At 35.1% G+C, this 15,363-nt stretch carries 15 protein-coding genes and 1 pseudogene; 5 read left to right on the top strand and 11 right to left on the bottom strand.

Annotated elements, in window-relative coordinates:
* Positions 1–5: 5 nt before the first annotated feature.
* The 3 genes from AC4PRO_RS10605 to AC4PRO_RS10595 are packed head-to-tail and all read left to right on the top strand — an operon-like array spanning position 6 to position 1,443.
* Positions 6–179, top strand: a complete 174-nt coding sequence (locus tag AC4PRO_RS10605) for a hypothetical protein (protein WP_175460250.1) — start codon at positions 6–8, stop codon at positions 177–179.
* Positions 180–214: 35 nt separating this feature from the next.
* Positions 215–667 carry a 6-pyruvoyl trahydropterin synthase family protein gene (locus AC4PRO_RS10600; RefSeq protein ID WP_074720754.1) on the top strand — a complete coding sequence of 151 codons (453 nt, stop codon included), beginning with the start codon at positions 215–217 and terminating at the stop codon, positions 665–667.
* 23 nt (positions 668–690) lie between these two features.
* A complete protein-coding gene (locus AC4PRO_RS10595; RefSeq protein ID WP_074720756.1) occupies positions 691–1,443 on the top strand; it encodes a UDP-2,3-diacylglucosamine diphosphatase in 753 nt (250 codons plus the stop codon).
* Here the strand turns inward: AC4PRO_RS10595 and AC4PRO_RS10590 are convergent.
* From AC4PRO_RS10590 to AC4PRO_RS10565, 6 genes are read right to left on the bottom strand one after another with little or no spacing between them, the layout of a single operon-like run.
* Positions 1,440–1,796, bottom strand: coding sequence for a hypothetical protein (locus AC4PRO_RS10590; protein WP_074721152.1), 357 nt, complete (start codon positions 1,794–1,796; stop codon positions 1,440–1,442). The two genes, AC4PRO_RS10595 and AC4PRO_RS10590, sit on opposite strands and share 4 nt — an antisense overlap.
* A 58-nt stretch (positions 1,797–1,854) precedes the next feature.
* Entirely contained in the window at positions 1,855–3,135 is a 1,281-nt protein-coding gene (locus tag AC4PRO_RS10585; protein WP_492117324.1) for an MFS transporter, read from the bottom strand.
* Entirely contained in the window at positions 3,135–4,823 is a 1,689-nt protein-coding gene (gene recJ / locus AC4PRO_RS10580) for a single-stranded-DNA-specific exonuclease RecJ (protein WP_492117323.1), read from the bottom strand. Before recJ ends, AC4PRO_RS10585 begins: the two co-directional genes overlap by 1 nt.
* 46 nt (positions 4,824–4,869) lie before the next feature.
* Positions 4,870–5,214, bottom strand: a complete 345-nt coding sequence (locus AC4PRO_RS10575) for a HopJ type III effector protein (protein WP_492117322.1) — start codon at positions 5,212–5,214, stop codon at positions 4,870–4,872.
* 11 nt (positions 5,215–5,225) lie between these two features.
* Complete coding sequence (gene rsmI, locus AC4PRO_RS10570; RefSeq protein WP_492117321.1) at positions 5,226–5,942, bottom strand: 16S rRNA (cytidine(1402)-2'-O)-methyltransferase; 717 nt, start codon at positions 5,940–5,942, stop codon at positions 5,226–5,228.
* A gap of 41 nt (positions 5,943–5,983) precedes the next feature.
* Positions 5,984–7,015, bottom strand: coding sequence for a DUF8457 domain-containing protein (locus AC4PRO_RS10565; protein WP_492117320.1), 1,032 nt, complete (start codon positions 7,013–7,015; stop codon positions 5,984–5,986).
* Positions 7,016–7,253: 238 nt separating this feature from the next.
* Here AC4PRO_RS10565 and AC4PRO_RS10560 point away from each other — a divergent pair, with 238 nt between their 5' ends.
* Positions 7,254–7,847 (top strand): thymidine kinase, encoded by a 594-nt coding sequence (locus tag AC4PRO_RS10560; RefSeq protein ID WP_492117319.1) that lies wholly within the window; start codon positions 7,254–7,256, stop codon positions 7,845–7,847.
* A 219-nt stretch (positions 7,848–8,066) separates the two neighbouring features.
* Here AC4PRO_RS10560 and rpoN read toward each other — a convergent pair whose 3' ends face one another.
* The 4 genes and pseudogenes from rpoN to AC4PRO_RS10540 form a co-directional block, all read right to left on the bottom strand.
* Entirely contained in the window at positions 8,067–9,533 is a 1,467-nt protein-coding gene (gene rpoN / locus AC4PRO_RS10555; protein WP_492117318.1) for an RNA polymerase factor sigma-54, read from the bottom strand.
* Between the two features lie 109 nt (positions 9,534–9,642).
* Positions 9,643–9,939 (bottom strand): annotated as a pseudogene (locus AC4PRO_RS10550) (GxxExxY protein); the annotation flags it as partial.
* A 228-nt stretch (positions 9,940–10,167) separates the two neighbouring features.
* Complete coding sequence (gene asnS, locus AC4PRO_RS10545) at positions 10,168–11,604, bottom strand: asparagine--tRNA ligase (RefSeq protein WP_492117317.1); 1,437 nt, start codon at positions 11,602–11,604, stop codon at positions 10,168–10,170.
* A 583-nt stretch (positions 11,605–12,187) separates the two neighbouring features.
* Positions 12,188–13,093 (bottom strand): hypothetical protein, encoded by a 906-nt coding sequence (locus AC4PRO_RS10540; protein ID WP_492117316.1) that lies wholly within the window; start codon positions 13,091–13,093, stop codon positions 12,188–12,190.
* A 793-nt stretch (positions 13,094–13,886) separates the two neighbouring features.
* Here AC4PRO_RS10540 and AC4PRO_RS10535 point away from each other — a divergent pair.
* The gene (locus AC4PRO_RS10535) at positions 13,887–14,663 is read left to right on the top strand and encodes a TlpA family protein disulfide reductase (RefSeq protein ID WP_492117315.1); all 777 of its coding nucleotides are present in this window, start codon (positions 13,887–13,889) and stop codon (positions 14,661–14,663) included.
* A 92-nt stretch (positions 14,664–14,755) separates the two neighbouring features.
* On the opposite strand, the gene AC4PRO_RS10530 is transcribed toward AC4PRO_RS10535, so the two are convergent.
* Positions 14,756–15,271: a mechanosensitive ion channel family protein gene (locus AC4PRO_RS10530; RefSeq protein ID WP_492117314.1), complete on the bottom strand. Its 516-nt coding sequence runs from the start codon at positions 15,269–15,271 to the stop codon at positions 14,756–14,758.
* Positions 15,272–15,363: the final 92 nt, after the last annotated feature.

Here is a 15,363-nt window from a genome sequence, read left to right as displayed (position 1 = left end):
AGGAAATGAGAATTACAGCTCTTGTACAACAAGTAAATATTGCCGAAAAATTAAAAAATGCAACTGACAGCAGTTACCAAATAGGAGTGATTATTGGTTCCTTCATTCCATTTGTTGTTTTGATAGGTCTGGCTTATTGGATGTATGCTTCTGCAAAAAAAAGAGACAAAAACGGTTAATTTTTCACTAAATTTGCAACCAAAATTAAACGGAAATGAGCAATATCAGAATTACGAAAAAATTTAGTTTCGAAACCGGTCATGCGCTATATGGGTATGATGGCAAATGTAAAAATGTTCACGGACATAGTTATAAATTGTCTGTAACCGTTATAGGGAGTCCTATCGAGAACCGTAATGACGTAAAGTTTGGAATGGTGATTGACTTTACCGACTTGAAAAAAATTGTAAAAGAAGAAATCGTGGATCAGTTTGATCATGCCACCGTTTTTAATGAAACCACGCCTCATGTGGAATTGGCGCACGAATTAAAAAACCGCGGACATCATGTTATTTTGGTAGATTACCAGCCTACAAGTGAAAATATGGTAATTGATTTTGCCCAAAGAATAATTGGTAGATTACCCGTAGACATCAAACTTTTTTCTTTAAAATTACAAGAAACAGATTCGTCTTTTGCCGAATGGTACGCCAGCGATAATTTGTAATTCAAAATTCATACTTTAGCTTCATGCATTTAGCCAACAAAAAAAAAATATACTTTGCCTCCGATCAGCATTTTGGTGCGCCAACAGCAGAACTTAGTTTACCAAGAGAAAAGCGATTTGTGGCTTGGCTTGATGAAGTAAAGGAAGATGCCGAAGTGATTTTTCTGTTAGGAGATTTGTTTGATTTTTGGTTTGAATATAAAACGGTTGTTCCAAAGGGATTTGTTCGGGTTTTAGGAAAATTAGCCGAAATTAGAGACAGCGGAATTCCAATCTATTTTTTTGTAGGGAATCACGATTTATGGATGGAAGATTACTTCCAAAAAGAATTAAATATTCCTGTTTATCACGATAATCAAGAATTTACTTTTGGGGATAAAACATTCCTTATTGGTCATGGTGATGGAAAAGGTCCTGGCGATATGGGGTACAAGCGAATGAAAAAAGTGTTTACCAATCCTTTCTCTAAATGGCTCTTCAGATGGCTTCATCCAGATATTGGTGTTCGTTTAGCACAATATTTATCGGTAAAAAATAAATTAATTTCGGGTGATGAAGATGTTACTTTTCTAGGTGAAGACAACGAATGGCTGATTCTTTATTCGAAAAGAAAATTGGAAAGCAAACATTACAACTATCTTATTTTTGGACACCGTCATTTACCAATGAAAGTGAGCGTAGGAGAAAATTCAGAATACGTAAATCTGGGAGACTGGATTAGCTATTTTACTTATGGAGTTTTCGATGGCGATACATTCGAAATAAAAAAATATTAATTCATCCCCACGCCATACAAATAATCATCTAAATTAATTTTAAACAAAGTGCCTTCAACCAAGTCTTTTACGGCATTTAATTCTTGCATGGTAACCGCTAAATCGATTTGAGAACAAGGTGTTGTAAGTAAAAACTTGTGGCATTGATTTTTTAATTCACAATCGTCGCAACAGCTATTTAAGGAGTAACTTTCTTCAATACAACTTTTAAATAGTTGTAGTTCTTGTTTGGTAAAATAAAAGCCGGTTTCTCTAAAGATCAATTGTACTTTGTCGATTAATATTTCATTCTCTTTTCTCCAGTAGAAAGAAGTGCCTGAATCATTATAATATATTTGTTTTATCTTTTGCATATAGAAAATGTTTGAAACAAATATAGACATTATTTATAACAATTCTAAATAATTAAAATTATTCTTGATTTTCGTGTTCCTCTAAATCTTTAGTAAGATCCAGTTTACGGAAGGATGGAGAGACAATAGCTGTGGTTAAAACAACTAAAAGAGTCATGCTTCCGCCAAATACTACTGCGGTAACTGTTCCCATTAATTTTGCGGTAACGCCACTTTCAAAAGCGCCCAGTTCGTTTGAAGAACCCACAAACATCGAATTTACTGCCGAAACCCTACCGCGCATGTGGTCTGGAGTTTTAAGTTGTAAAATCGTTTGACGAATTACAACTGAGATACCATCGAATACGCCACTAAAGAATAAAGCCAGAAGCGAGACCCAAAAAATCGTGGAAAGTCCAAATACAATAATACAGATTCCAAAAGCAAAGATGGCAGACAAAAGTTTAATTCCTGCATTTTTACTCAAAGGAACATAGGCGGTGATAATCATGGTCAAAAAGGCACCTACTGCTGGAGCTGCTCTCAAAAAACCAAAGCCTTCCGGCCCTACTTTTAAGATGTCTTGTGCAAAGATGGGCAACAGCGCTATAGCTCCACCAAAAAGAACAGAAACCATGTCAAGAGTAATCGCTCCTAAAATAGTTTTATTATTGAATACAAATTTTATTCCTTCGGTCAGACTCTGCATGACAGGTTCCCCAATTTTTGGATTTAAAATTGGTTTTTTATCTATTTGCGATAAAGCCAACAATGCAAAAACAGAACAGGCGAAAACAGAACACATGGACCAATGTACACCAATCAAAGTGATAGAGAATCCAGCAACTGCCGGTCCTACAACAGAGGCAATTTGCCAAACGGAACTACTCCAAGTTGCTGCATTGGGGTATACTTTTTTAGGTACCAATAACGATAGTAATGAAAAGATGGTCGGGCCTAAAAAAGCTCTCACTAATCCTCCTAAGAATACGAGAAAATAAATAGAATATAAAATGCTCTTTGTACTAAAATCACTTATTACCGCAGGCCATGTCAATAAAAACAGACCGAAACTGATTACCGAAAAAGCTAAAATACATTTCACTAGCAGCCCTTTTTTTTCTTTCTGATCTACTATGTGTCCGGCAAATAAAGCCATGGAAATAGCGGGTATAACTTCCATCAATCCAATAATACCTAATGAAAGTGGATCTTTAGTGATGCTGTAAACTTGCCATTCAATCACGATAAATTGCATGGACCAAGCAAAGACCATCGCGAAACGTAATAACAAAAAAGTATTAAATTCTTTATAACGAAGTGCTGCGTAAGGATCTTTCTTTATTTTGGGAGTATTCATTACTTAATGTTTTTTAATCTCAATTGGATCGAAATCTTTCCATTCCATTCATTTTCATCAATGCAATACACCGCTTCGAAGGGCTTCTGATTTGTAGTTAATTCCATTTTGCTTCCTAATCCGAAACCAATGGCTGGTATGCCTTCGGAGCCATTTTGTTTTACAAACAGTTTTAAATGGGCATCGTCTTCGCCTAGTTTTTTAGCGTAGCCGGTATCTTTTATGTTTTTTGTGAGAAACACGGGGGTCATGTTCAGCGGACCAAAAGGTTCAAACTGTTTTAATATTCTGGTTAGTTTTGGGGTAATATCTGCAAAATCTATTTCGGCATCAATCTCAATTTCTGGAATTAGCAAATCCGGATGAATCGTCTTTTGCACCTGCTTTTCAAAAGCTTCTTTAAACAGGGAATAATTCTCTTCTTTCAATGTCATTCCGGCTGCATACATATGTCCGCCAAATTGCTCCAAATGTTCAGAGCAGGCTTCCAGAGCATTATAAACGTCAAAACCTTTTACGGAACGTGCCGAGGCGGCATATTTATCACCGCTTTTGGTAAAAACCAAAGTTGGTCTGTAATAGGTTTCAATCAATCGGGAGGCCACAATACCAATTACGCCTTTGTGCCAGTCTTCTTGATAGACGACAGAGGTAGATCGTTCTGTTTCTTGGTTTTCTATAATTTGCGAAAGTGCCTCTTTGGTGATTTGCTTGTCTAAATCTTTACGGTCTGAATTGTATTGTTCTATTTCTGAAGCAAATTGCTGTGCTTGTTCAAAATCAAATTCTGTTAATAGTTCTACGGCATGATTTCCGTGTTTGATGCGTCCCGCGGCATTGATTCTTGGAGCGATGATAAAAACAACATCGGTGATATCCAAGGTTTGTTTTTTCACCTGATGAACTAAAGCTTTGATCCCCGGTCTTGGATCGCTATTAATCACTTGCAGGCCAAAGTAAGCTAGTACACGGTTTTCACCAGTCATCGGAACGATATCAGCGGCGATGGCAGCGGCAACTAAATCGAGATAAGACGTTAGATCTTCTACTGTCTGACCTTGATTTGATCCTAAAGCCTGAATTAATTTGAATCCAATTCCGCACCCACATAGCTCATCATAAGGATAGCTGCAGTCGTCTCTTTTGGGGTCCAAAATGGCAACGGCATCGGGCAAGGTTTTACCGGGTCTGTGGTGATCACAGATGATGAAGTCGATATTTCTTGCTTTGGCGTACCCCACATGATCAATGGATTTTATACCGCAATCTAAGGCGATGATTAGCGTCATGTCATTGTCATCAGCAAAGTCAATTCCTTTAAATGAAATCCCATAACCCTCATCGTACCGATCCGGAATATAGGTGGCAACATTTGGATAATAGGTTTTTAAATAGGAGGAGACCAGTGAAACAGCAGTTGTTCCATCAACATCATAATCACCAAAAACAAGAATATTTTCCTGATTTTCGATAGCTAATTCGATTCGGGCCACCGCTTTCTCCATATCCTTCATTAGGTAGGGATCATGCAAATGTTCTAATGACGGGCGAAAGAAGTTCTTGGCGTCTTCAAAAGTTTCAATCCCGCGCTGTACTAAAAAGGTAGCGACAAAATCTTCCACATTTAAGGCTTGTGCCAAATGCTTGATTTTATCTTCCGAAGGTTTTGGTTTAATAGTCCAACGCATGTTTTTTGTTTAAAGTTTCAGGTCTAAAGTTGCGTATAAAACGAAATTATTTTACAATCAAAGCCTCACCGTAAAAGGCAATTCCGTCCCAGCCAGTTTTCATGAAGTTTCTAATGTTCTGGTGATTTGTTCCTTCAGGATCTCCTAAAACTTCTTCATAATAATAAGCGCCAAAGCAAGATAATGTTGCTGATTCAGAGAAATTTTGCATCTCGGCGAAAGCAAACAACTTACAAGAACCTGAGTTCTCTCCTGCTGCATTGTGTTGTAATCCATTTTCGAATGCCGTGGGAGAGAAATTATAATTTTCCTCAATAACCGCAATCGTTTCTGAAAATGAAATCTCTTTTGGAGTATTTGTTAATTTGGTAAGAAATAAATCTAGAGTCATGTTTGTATCGTTTATTCTTCGTCTTTTTGGAATTTACTTTTTTTCACTTCTTTAATGATTGGTTTTCCGCCTATTACCACAACAATTTCGCCTCGTGGCGCCGTTTTTTCAAAATGCGTTAACACTTCTCGGGTTGTTCCTCTGACGTTTTCTTCATGCAATTTTGAAAGTTCACGGGAAACACAAATTTGTCGGTCTTCGCCAAAATAGATGATAAATTCTGCTAGTGTTTTCACCAATTTATGTGGAGAAACATAGAGAATCATTGTTCTCGTTTCTTCGGCAAGCTCTAAATATCGGGTTTGTCGTCCCTTTTTTTCAGGTAAAAATCCTTCAAAAATAAATTTGTCATTTGGCAATCCGCTATTAACTAATGCGGGGACAAAGGCTGTAGCGCCCGGAAGGCATTCTACGGTTATTCCATTTTCGACACAAGCGCGGGTCAATAAAAACCCAGGGTCTGAGATGGCAGGCGTTCCAGCATCAGATATTAGTGCGATGGTTTCACCCGCTTTTAATCGTGAGATTAAATTCTCGATGGTTTTATGCTCATTGTGCATGTGATGACTGTGCATGTGGGTGCCAATCTCAAAATGCTTCAGGAGTTTTCCGCTGGTGCGGGTATCTTCGGCAAGAATCAAATCGACTTCTTTTAGAATCCTGATGGCTCTAAAGGTCATGTCTTCAAGATTACCTATTGGCGTGGGAACTATATATAATTTTGACATACGCTGTTATGCGGGAGTTTTATTAGTACTTTGAAATATATTTAAAGGAATTTTTTCTCAATGATATCCATAAAACGTTCGGCATAATCATCTTTTCCCTCCCAATTGTTATAGTCGGGTTTTACCATTTCTTCTATAAAATTTCGTGTTTCGTAGAAATTGTTAAAAGTGATCAATTGGTTCAACACTCTATTGTAATCTTCATTACTGTTTCCAAAAAGGTGTTTTACAAATGCGATTCGGTCATTGAGATCGATTTCAATTCCTTTTGAAAACGTGTCATTCAGTGAAACCGGTTTTGATTCCCCAGTTTTTTCGACTGGTTTAGTTGGAGGTGTTTCCTTCTCTTCTGTTTTTTCTATAGCTTCAAATACAGTTTCCGGCGGTAATGCTTGTACTTCTTCGACCTTTACAAAATCAGGTTCGCTATAATAGCCTCCAAGTAAATCTTCAAAAGAAATCTGCATGGTTTCCGCGTCCTTTGGAGCTTCAACTTCGGTTTCTTCTGTTAGTTGTTCTTCTTCCGCTGTTTCGTTGGTTTCAATTTCATTGTTTGAGGTTTCCTCTTCGATAGCTTCGATGTCTTCTAATGGCTGCTCTGCTATATCTGCTGCAAAATCACCTAAATCATTTATCTCTTCTGTAGTAAGTTCTTTTTCCTCCTCTGTAGTACTACTTTTCTCTTTTATAGGTTCTTCTGTTGCGATAGGTTCCTGTATATATGCTTCTTCGGCAGGAATTTCTTCTACAGGAGTATATTCGAAAATCACCTCTTCTGTTGGAACTTCTCTCGTAGGAAACTCTTCTATGGGAACGAATTCAGTCATTTCGATCATGGTCTCGACAGGCAGTTCGTCACTTTTATCATAAAAAGCTTCGATTTCTTTTTCAATTTCAGCATGGCCTATTGTAGGCTTGATTGTACCATAATGCTCATTAACAAATCGTAAAACCGACAATTTTTCATATAGTTTTTGGGTTTCCAAAAACAATTGATTGATGTCAGACTTATTCTTAAGTTGTAATATTCTGTGAGCAATGCTGACTAAATCGGCTTCCAATTTTTTTTTCATGACGTTTGAATTTGGTATTTATGGCGTATGTGTTTGTAATTTCCGATGATTTTTATTCTGTTAAAGGAATAAGATCCTTTTATAGGGAACATTTAATTTTTAATTAAGCGTTCACAAATCATTGAATTGATAAAAATTTTCTACTTTTGAGACTACGTAAAAGTATAAAATCTTAAGTCGGTTTATTACATTACAAAGTAATAAAAACTATTCATTTTTTAAGTTAGAAAAATACAAAATGTTTCTCGAAAATACAGTAAATCATAAAGAACAATTTGGTTGGATCGAAGTTATCTGCGGTTCGATGTTTTCGGGTAAAACCGAGGAACTTATTAGACGTCTGAAAAGAGCGCAATTTGCCAAACAGAAAGTAGAAATATTTAAACCCGCCATTGATACTCGCTATCATGATGAAATGGTGGTGTCTCATAATGCTAATGAAATTCGTTCTACGCCGGTGCCTGCAGCTGCAAACATTGCGATTTTAGCGCAAGGCTGTGATGTTGTAGGGATTGATGAAGCACAATTTTTTGACGATGAAATCGTGCGAGTATGCAATGATTTGGCTAACCAAGGAATTCGTGTGATTGTAGCTGGATTAGATATGGACTTTAAAGGAAATCCTTTTGGCCCCATGCCAGCACTAATGGCGACTGCCGAATATGTAACCAAAGTTCATGCGGTTTGTACGCGCACCGGAAATTTAGCGAATTACAGTTTTCGAAAAACCGACAATGACAAATTGGTCATGCTGGGAGAAACAGAAGAATATGAACCTTTGAGTCGTGCTGCTTATTACCACGCGATGAGAAAAGATCAGGAGGAAAAATAAAATCCTCTCCCCGGCCCTCTCCAAAGAAGAGGGAGGTATAGCTTGAGTGCAATGCATATAATTCAAAACCCTTTCTGATGCTCAGAAAGGGTTTTTTGTTTTTTAGCTAGAAATATTTTTAAACTATTTGCGATTTAGTTTCTAGTTATACATTTTGCTAAGTATTTTCAAGGTGAAGGAATCTAAAGCTTACTTGATTTTAAAAAAAAATCAACACTTTTAAATCTTCTTCCTCATTCGCGCCACAGGAATATCCAGTTGTTCTCTGTATTTAGCTATGGTTCTTCTAGCAATAGGATATCCTTTTTCTTTAAGTAATTCAGCTAGTTGATCGTCTGGATATGGTTTTTTCTTGTCTTCTTCCTCAAGAATGTTTTGAAGAATTTTTTTGATTTCCAAAGTCGAAACATCTTCTCCCTGATCATTTTTCATAGCTTCCGAGAAAAACTCTTTGATCAGTTTAGTTCCGTAAGGAGTTTCAACATACTTGCTGTTTGCTACACGGGAAATAGTCGAAATATCAAGACCTACTAAATCAGCAATGTCTTTCAAAATCATTGGTTTTAACTTCGTTTCATCTCCTTCAAGAAAGTATTCCTCCTGATAATGCATAATCGCATTCATCGTAACAAAAAGCGTTTCCTGACGTTGTCTAATTGCATCTATAAACCACTTAGCCGAATCTAATTTTTGCTTGATAAACTGAACCGCATCTTTTTGAGAGCCTGATTTATCAGTAGATTCTTTATAGGTCTGCATCATTTCCTGGTAATCCTTTGAAACATGCAGGGAAGGAGCATTACGACCGTTTAAGGTTAATTCCAGTTCGCCGTCAATGATTCTAATGGCAAAATCGGGAACTACATTTTCTGTAATTTTGTTGTTTCCGGTAAAAGCACCACCCGGTTTTGGGTTGAGTTTTTCTATTTCGTGAATTGCTTTTTTAAGCTGCTCATTCGAAATATTATATTTTTGTATTAATTTATCGTAATGCTTTTTTGTAAAGGCATCAAATTGATTTTCGATAATATCAGTCGCTAATTCTACTGATTCCGTTGGTGTTTTGTGTTTCAATTGCAACAACAAACATTCCTGTAAGTCGCGGGCGCCCACGCCTGAAGGTTCTAATTCATGGATGACATGTAACATCCTTTCTACAGTAGCTTCATCAGTGTAAAGTGCTTGAGTGAATGCCATGTCGTCGACGATATCCGAGACACTACGACGGATATAGCCCATGTCGTCGATGCTACCTACTAAAAATTCAGCAATATCTCGTTCGTCATCGTTCAAGATAAACGTATTCAACTGATTGATAAGATCCTGATGAAAACTAACAGGCGCTGCTAATGGAGATTCACGATCTTCATCATCATCACTATAATTGTTCGTTTGGGTTTTATAATCCGGGGTATCGTCACTACTTAGATATTCGTCGATATTGATGTCTTCTGCGTCAACACGATCGGATTCAGAATCATCATAGTCGTCATAGTCTTCGTTTTCAAACTCGTCTTTTTCGTACTCATCTTCTTCTTTCCCTGCTTCCAAAGCGGGGTTTTCATTCATCTCTTCCATCAAACGTTGTTCAAATGCTTGCGTAGGCAATTGAATTAACTTCATCAACTGGATTTGCTGAGGAGATAATTTCTGGGATAACTTTAAATTTAAAAATTGCTTTAGCATAATAAGGCACTAATTTATTTCAGCCACTAAGACGCAAAGGCGCAAAGTTTTTTGTTATTTATTTTCTTTGAAAACCGTATTTTTTGCCACTAAGGCTCAAAGTGTTTTTTTAATAATTCTTTTTGGTGTTTATAAATCTTCTGATGCCACTTTTTATTAGTGGGATCTTAAAATTAATCAAAAACCCCAAATCTTTATTTAGTAATTTCAGATGGCTTATGATTTGAGCCTCCCAAACAGGGTTTACTAACTCTACTGCTTTTACTTCAATGATAATACTATCTTCAACTAATAGATCCAGTCGTAAACCTTCATTAAATTCAATACCATCATAAACGATAGGATTGTCTATTTGTCTTTTTACATCAAGACCCACTTTACTTATTTCGTGTGCTAAGCAAACTTCATAAACTCTTTCAAATCAACACGGACCAAGTTCTTTATGAACTTTGAAAGCCAAATTAACAATTATTCTAGCAATCTCTTCGGTTCTCTCAGTAATCATGTTTAAATTGCCGTTAAGACATAAAGGCGCCAAGTTATAAATTACTTTTATTGTAAAATATCTTTAATTTTTCTTAGTGCCCTAGCGTCTTCGTGGCGAAACATTTTAAAAAATACTTTGCGGTAAAAATTAAAATTCCGCGTTCAATGGTGTTCTTGGAAAAGGAATTACATCACGTATGTTTGTCATTCCAGTTACAAAAAGCACCAATCTTTCGAATCCAAGTCCGAAACCAGAGTGAACTGCAGAACCAAATCTTCTAGTATCTAAATACCACCATAATTCTTCTTCGTCAATTCCCAAGGCTTTCATTTTTTCGACCAAAACATCAAAACGCTCTTCTCTTTGTGATCCTCCCACGATTTCTCCAATTCCAGGGAATAAGATATCCATCGCACGAACCGTTTTTCCGTCTTCGTTCAAACGCATGTAAAACGCTTTAATATTTGCAGGATAATCAAACAAGATTACCGGACATTTAAAGTGTTTTTCAACTAAATAACGCTCGTGTTCTGATTGTAAGTCAGCGCCCCATTCGTTAATGATATAGTTGAATTTTTTCTTTTTATTAGGAGTGCAATCTCTTAAAATATCAATTGCTTCAGTATAAGATACGCGTTTAAAATTGTTTTCCAAAACAAAATTCAATTTGTCAAGCAAAGCCATTTCGCTTCTTTCGGCTTGTGGTTTTGATTTTTCTTCGTCTAATAAACGAGTTTCTAGAAATTTCAAATCCTCTGGACATTTCTCCATTGTGTACTTGATAACGTACTGAATAAAATCTTCGGCCAAGTCCATATTGTCATTCAAATCATTGAACGCTACTTCTGGCTCAATCATCCAAAACTCAGCAAGATGACGAGAAGTATTCGAGTTTTCGGCTCTAAATGTAGGCCCAAAAGTGTATATCTGTCCTAAAGCCATTGCAAAAGTCTCTCCTTCTAATTGTCCAGAAACCGTCAAGTTGGTTTCTTTTCCAAAGAAGTCTTCTTTATAATTTACTTTTCCGTCCTCAGTTCTTGGTGTACCGTCAAATGGCAAAGTAGTAACTTTAAACATTTCACCAGCGCCTTCAGCATCAGATCCGGTTATGATAGGCGTATTCACATACACAAACCCTTTTTCTTGGAAATAACTATGAACGGCATACGACAAAACCGAACGCACACGCATAATCGCACCAAACATATTGGTACGCACACGTAAATGTGCATTTTCACGCAAGTAATCTAAACTTGGTTTGTTCTTTGGTTGTATCGGAAATTTTTCAGCGTCTGAATCTCCTAGGATCTCTAGTTTTGCAACTTGGATCTCAAATTTTTGTCCCGCGCCTTTACTTTCGACCAAAGTTCCTGTTACAGAAATAGCAGCACCAGTAGTAATTCTTTTTAAAGTTTCATCAGGAGTGTTCTCAAAATCGACAACACATTGTATATTATTGATGGTCGATCCATCATTTAAAGCGATAAATTGATTGTTTCTAAAAGTTCGCACCCATCCTTTCGCATTTACTTCATGAAGCGCCGTTGTACTGTTTAGTAAGTCTTTAACTCTTGTATGTCTCATTTTAATTTTAGATTTTTAACTATACCATTGATGATATCAAAAGGTATCGAAGAATAGTAAATGCAAATATAATTGATTTGTTTTAATTGTCATTATAGGGAATGTCTCAATATGGAGCTTTTTCCCGCTATTCGCTATATCTTTTACTTTTTAAAGAAAAAAGTAAAAGGTAATTGCAAGAGCAATTCGACTATAGGGACTAAATACATTGCAGTATTAGAAATTTTACAGAAAAGAATCGGGTCTTTGGAGTTATTAAGTTGAAAAATATGAAGTACATAAGTATATAATTGATTCTGACTTTGTGTTACAGTTAAAGAAAGATATTTGCGATTCTCTATTAGGTCAAAATATAAAAGCAAATAGAGTACACTTTAAAAGGCACTAGTTCTTAAAGTATTTATTAATATATTTATCTGTGTTTTGCATCTGTTATCTTACTGTTTTAGTGCTTTAAGAAATTTTTTAATGCAGAAATTATAACAGTTTATCAGAAATAATGAAGCTCTTTTAAAATTCTAAACCTTGAATTTTAAAAGAGCTTCGATAAAAGTATTTCTTTGTGTAATTTTATGATATAAATTTAATAGGCAAGTTTGATTTTTTGATCAACAAATTCTTTATTAACAGTACTTGAAGATGAAGTTACCAATGTTGTTCCAGTCATTGAAATTTCTAGTAATCTGTTGTTTGTATCAATTTTTCTCGTATAATTAATAGTTTTATAATACATTAATGAACTGTAAGGACTTTCTATTGTTTGACTAACAGAAGTAATATTGTTTAAATTTTCAATACCAATTTTGTCATGAATTAAAATATACTCAATTTGAAGATTCAAAGGAGTTTCATATGCTAACTCTCCATATTTTATATGAGGATTATTGTCATATGTGTAATTTCTTGTTTCAGTTTCTTGATTATCAGTTGTTTTAGAGGTTGTGATGTTGCCATTACTAATTGTAAATTCGATTTTTTTGGACAAAGAATATGGGGTTTTGCCAGGTGTTTTTTGGTAATATTCAATTTTAGAAGGAAAATTATTGATGTAACTATAAGAAATAGAATCTTTAATGTGTTCTACGCGGTTTGAATATATTGTAGTATTGTCTATTAAAATATACTGAACATTATTATTGTTTAGATAGATAGATTTTTTTTCTTTTATATCTGTATTTGAAACGTTCTCTTGTAATAAATCTAATTCAATAAGGTTAGAATTAGTATATTTTACACTATAAACAAATCCTCCATAAGTTATCTTAGATACCTTTTCATTTTCATATGTAAATGTTTTCTGTTCTTGTGAATAAGCTAAGTTATAGTTTGAATCATATGGATACGTAACTGATAATGGTTTTGTATTGATTGTTGTTTGAGAATTATCAGGTTGATCGTTTCCTGAAGAGGGTAATTCGTTATCGGATGAAGAACAAGAAATAGTAACTGCTAAAATAGTTAAAGTACTTAAAAATGTAATGATTCTCATGTTTTTTTTTGAATTTTTATTTGCAAATATAAGTTGTTTGATCTATAAATAATAAGTGATTTGTGAAAAAAAAATCAACAGTAAATAAGAGGGATTAAAATAAACAATATATTGTGTTCATTCTAATGCCTAGCTGATAAAAGAGGAAAACTTTTCTAATAAAACATCAGTCTTTCAAAACTTTATTTATTAGAAAAGAAAGCAATATATCTCAGGATACGAAGCAATCTCACTAGCAAGGATAACCAAAATACTCATCTAGTAAGTGTGATTGTTTCGTTCCTCTCAATGACTTTGATTCCGTAATTATTTTGCTTGTAATAAAAAATTCCATCAAAAGACAGGATCTATAATAAAAAGTATAAAAGATAAATAAATTATTTAACACCCGCTATTCGCTATATCTTTTACTTTTTAAGGAAAAGTAAAAGGATGCCGCTACTATCGGGGCTAGGCAGTAGTGGGATTATGGGTTTTCATCAAAGAAACATGAAATACCTCCCGACTTCGTAGCGACAACGATGGGCAAACGTTAAAAATAGAAGGAGTTCATAAATGATAAAATAGAATATTGGAACGAGTACGAAGTCGGAGACATTCGTACAACATACAGTTTCTAATAATATTTTTTTTGAGAAGACTTCGAGGAGCGAGGGAATTTCCGTTTTGTCAATCAATTTTCAAATTATCTCAATGAACACAAGTTGCTATTTAGAAGATGAAAAATAAGGTCGTGTTTATTTTTTAGTGTTTATAAAATAAGTCAACTAAATTTGTGGTTTACTTACTAACCATGAAAAAACTGTTTTATACTCTTTCTTTAGTTTTAATTTTCGCATCTTGTAATGGTCAAGTTAAATTAGGGAAACCAGAGGTGAATCCTATTTCCGTTCAAAAAACCTATTTGGATTGGCGCAACTATCAAAAAGAGAATGTCATGCTTTCTCAAGATTTTGTAGCATTAGATTCAAATTCGAAAGAAATTACTAAAGCGGAATTTCTACAGAAACTCATTGAAGGGAACAACATCCCCATCCGATTAGAATCAGAGAAAAGTGTTTTTCAGTATCAGCTTTTTAAGATTGAACCCACATCAGATACAAGCATAAAAGCTTCCATTGCCGAGACAGCATACAATGAAATTCAAAACTATAAAAAAGAGGGCGAACCATTTCCTGAATTTTCATTTAATGATTTAAACGGTAATTTGATAACAAATGAAAATCTAAACGGAAAGATTGTAGTTCTAAAATGCTGGTACATTCATTGTGCAGCTTGCATTAAAGAATTTCCAGAAGTCAATCAATTAGTAAGCAACTACAAAAATAGAAAAGACATCGTTTTTATAAGTCTAGCCGAAGATTCACCAGAGCAATTAAAGGCTTTTTTAGCAAGAAAACCGCTTTCCTATTCCGTTGTTCCTAATTTGAAAACGTATATGAATTTAACGCTTCAACTTAATGCGTTTCCTACCCATTTTATTATTAATAAAGAAGGGTTTATAGCTAAAGTGCTTTCAGACAGTAAAAGTCTAGAAGTTGCTTTGGCGAAAGTGAGTGAAAGAAATTAATTAAAAGCATAGGAGTTCAAGTCTAACAGAATCAGTGTTTACTCCAATAAAAAAACAATAACACAGACTTATTACTGCGCTAATCGTTTTACTTATTTATTATTATGAACGTGAACATCCATTTGAGGAAAAGTAATATTGAGTTTGTAATCTCCAAAACGAGTATACACTTTCTCATTCCTATCGAAAAATACACCCCAATAGTCTGCGCCGTCAACCCAGACTCTAACGGTAAAATTTACTGAACTATTAGCAAGTTCAGATAAGCCCATAAAAGGAGCAGGGTCTTTTAAAATTCGGCTGTCCTCAGCAATGAAATCATTAATCGCCTTTTTGAAATTTCCGACATCATCACCGTACGCTATTCCCATTGTCCAATCTGCTCGTCGTAGTGGCTCGGCAGAAAAATTGATAAGCGCACCAGTCGAAAGGGGCCCATTAGGAATTATGACTAATTTCTTGTCTGCGGTATTCAACATAGTAGAGAAAATGCTAATCTCCTTTACGGTTCCGGTATAGCCTTGGGCTTCAATGAAATCTCCTACGTGAAAGGGTTTTAGAATTAAAATAACGACTCCACCTGCGAAATTCTGCAGCGAAAGTACCAAATGTATTTATAGCGTAGACAAAAAGGTCTATTATAATCTATGAGATTATATCTTCTGCAATTGAAATTTCATGATTTCCAAATATACCCATT

It is taken from the genome of Flavobacterium sp. DW-iso2 (genome assembly GCF_058725285.1).
This window is presented reverse-complemented; position numbering and strand designations above follow the sequence as displayed.

Bases quoted from the DNA above. Each gene is read 5' to 3' on its own strand.
- AC4PRO_RS10605 (WP_175460250.1), top strand. From the start codon at position 6: ATGAGAATTACAGCTCTTGTACAACAAGTAAATATTGCCGAAAAATTA.
- AC4PRO_RS10600 (WP_074720754.1), top strand. From the start codon at position 215: ATGAGCAATATCAGAATTACGAAAAAATTTAGTTTCGAAACCGGTCAT.
- AC4PRO_RS10595 (WP_074720756.1), top strand. From the start codon at position 691: ATGCATTTAGCCAACAAAAAAAAAATATACTTTGCCTCCGATCAGCAT.
- AC4PRO_RS10590 (WP_074721152.1), bottom strand. From the start codon at position 1,796: ATGCAAAAGATAAAACAAATATATTATAATGATTCAGGCACTTCTTTC.
- AC4PRO_RS10585 (WP_492117324.1), bottom strand. From the start codon at position 3,135: ATGAATACTCCCAAAATAAAGAAAGATCCTTACGCAGCACTTCGTTAT.
- recJ (WP_492117323.1), bottom strand. From the start codon at position 4,823: ATGCGTTGGACTATTAAACCAAAACCTTCGGAAGATAAAATCAAGCAT.
- AC4PRO_RS10575 (WP_492117322.1), bottom strand. From the start codon at position 5,214: ATGACTCTAGATTTATTTCTTACCAAATTAACAAATACTCCAAAAGAG.
- rsmI (WP_492117321.1), bottom strand. From the start codon at position 5,942: ATGTCAAAATTATATATAGTTCCCACGCCAATAGGTAATCTTGAAGAC.
- AC4PRO_RS10565 (WP_492117320.1), bottom strand. From the start codon at position 7,015: ATGAAAAAAAAATTGGAAGCCGATTTAGTCAGCATTGCTCACAGAATA.
- AC4PRO_RS10560 (WP_492117319.1), top strand. From the start codon at position 7,254: ATGTTTCTCGAAAATACAGTAAATCATAAAGAACAATTTGGTTGGATC.
- rpoN (WP_492117318.1), bottom strand. From the start codon at position 9,533: ATGCTAAAGCAATTTTTAAATTTAAAGTTATCCCAGAAATTATCTCCT.
- asnS (WP_492117317.1), bottom strand. From the start codon at position 11,604: ATGAGACATACAAGAGTTAAAGACTTACTAAACAGTACAACGGCGCTT.
- AC4PRO_RS10540 (WP_492117316.1), bottom strand. From the start codon at position 13,093: ATGAGAATCATTACATTTTTAAGTACTTTAACTATTTTAGCAGTTACT.
- AC4PRO_RS10535 (WP_492117315.1), top strand. From the start codon at position 13,887: ATGAAAAAACTGTTTTATACTCTTTCTTTAGTTTTAATTTTCGCATCT.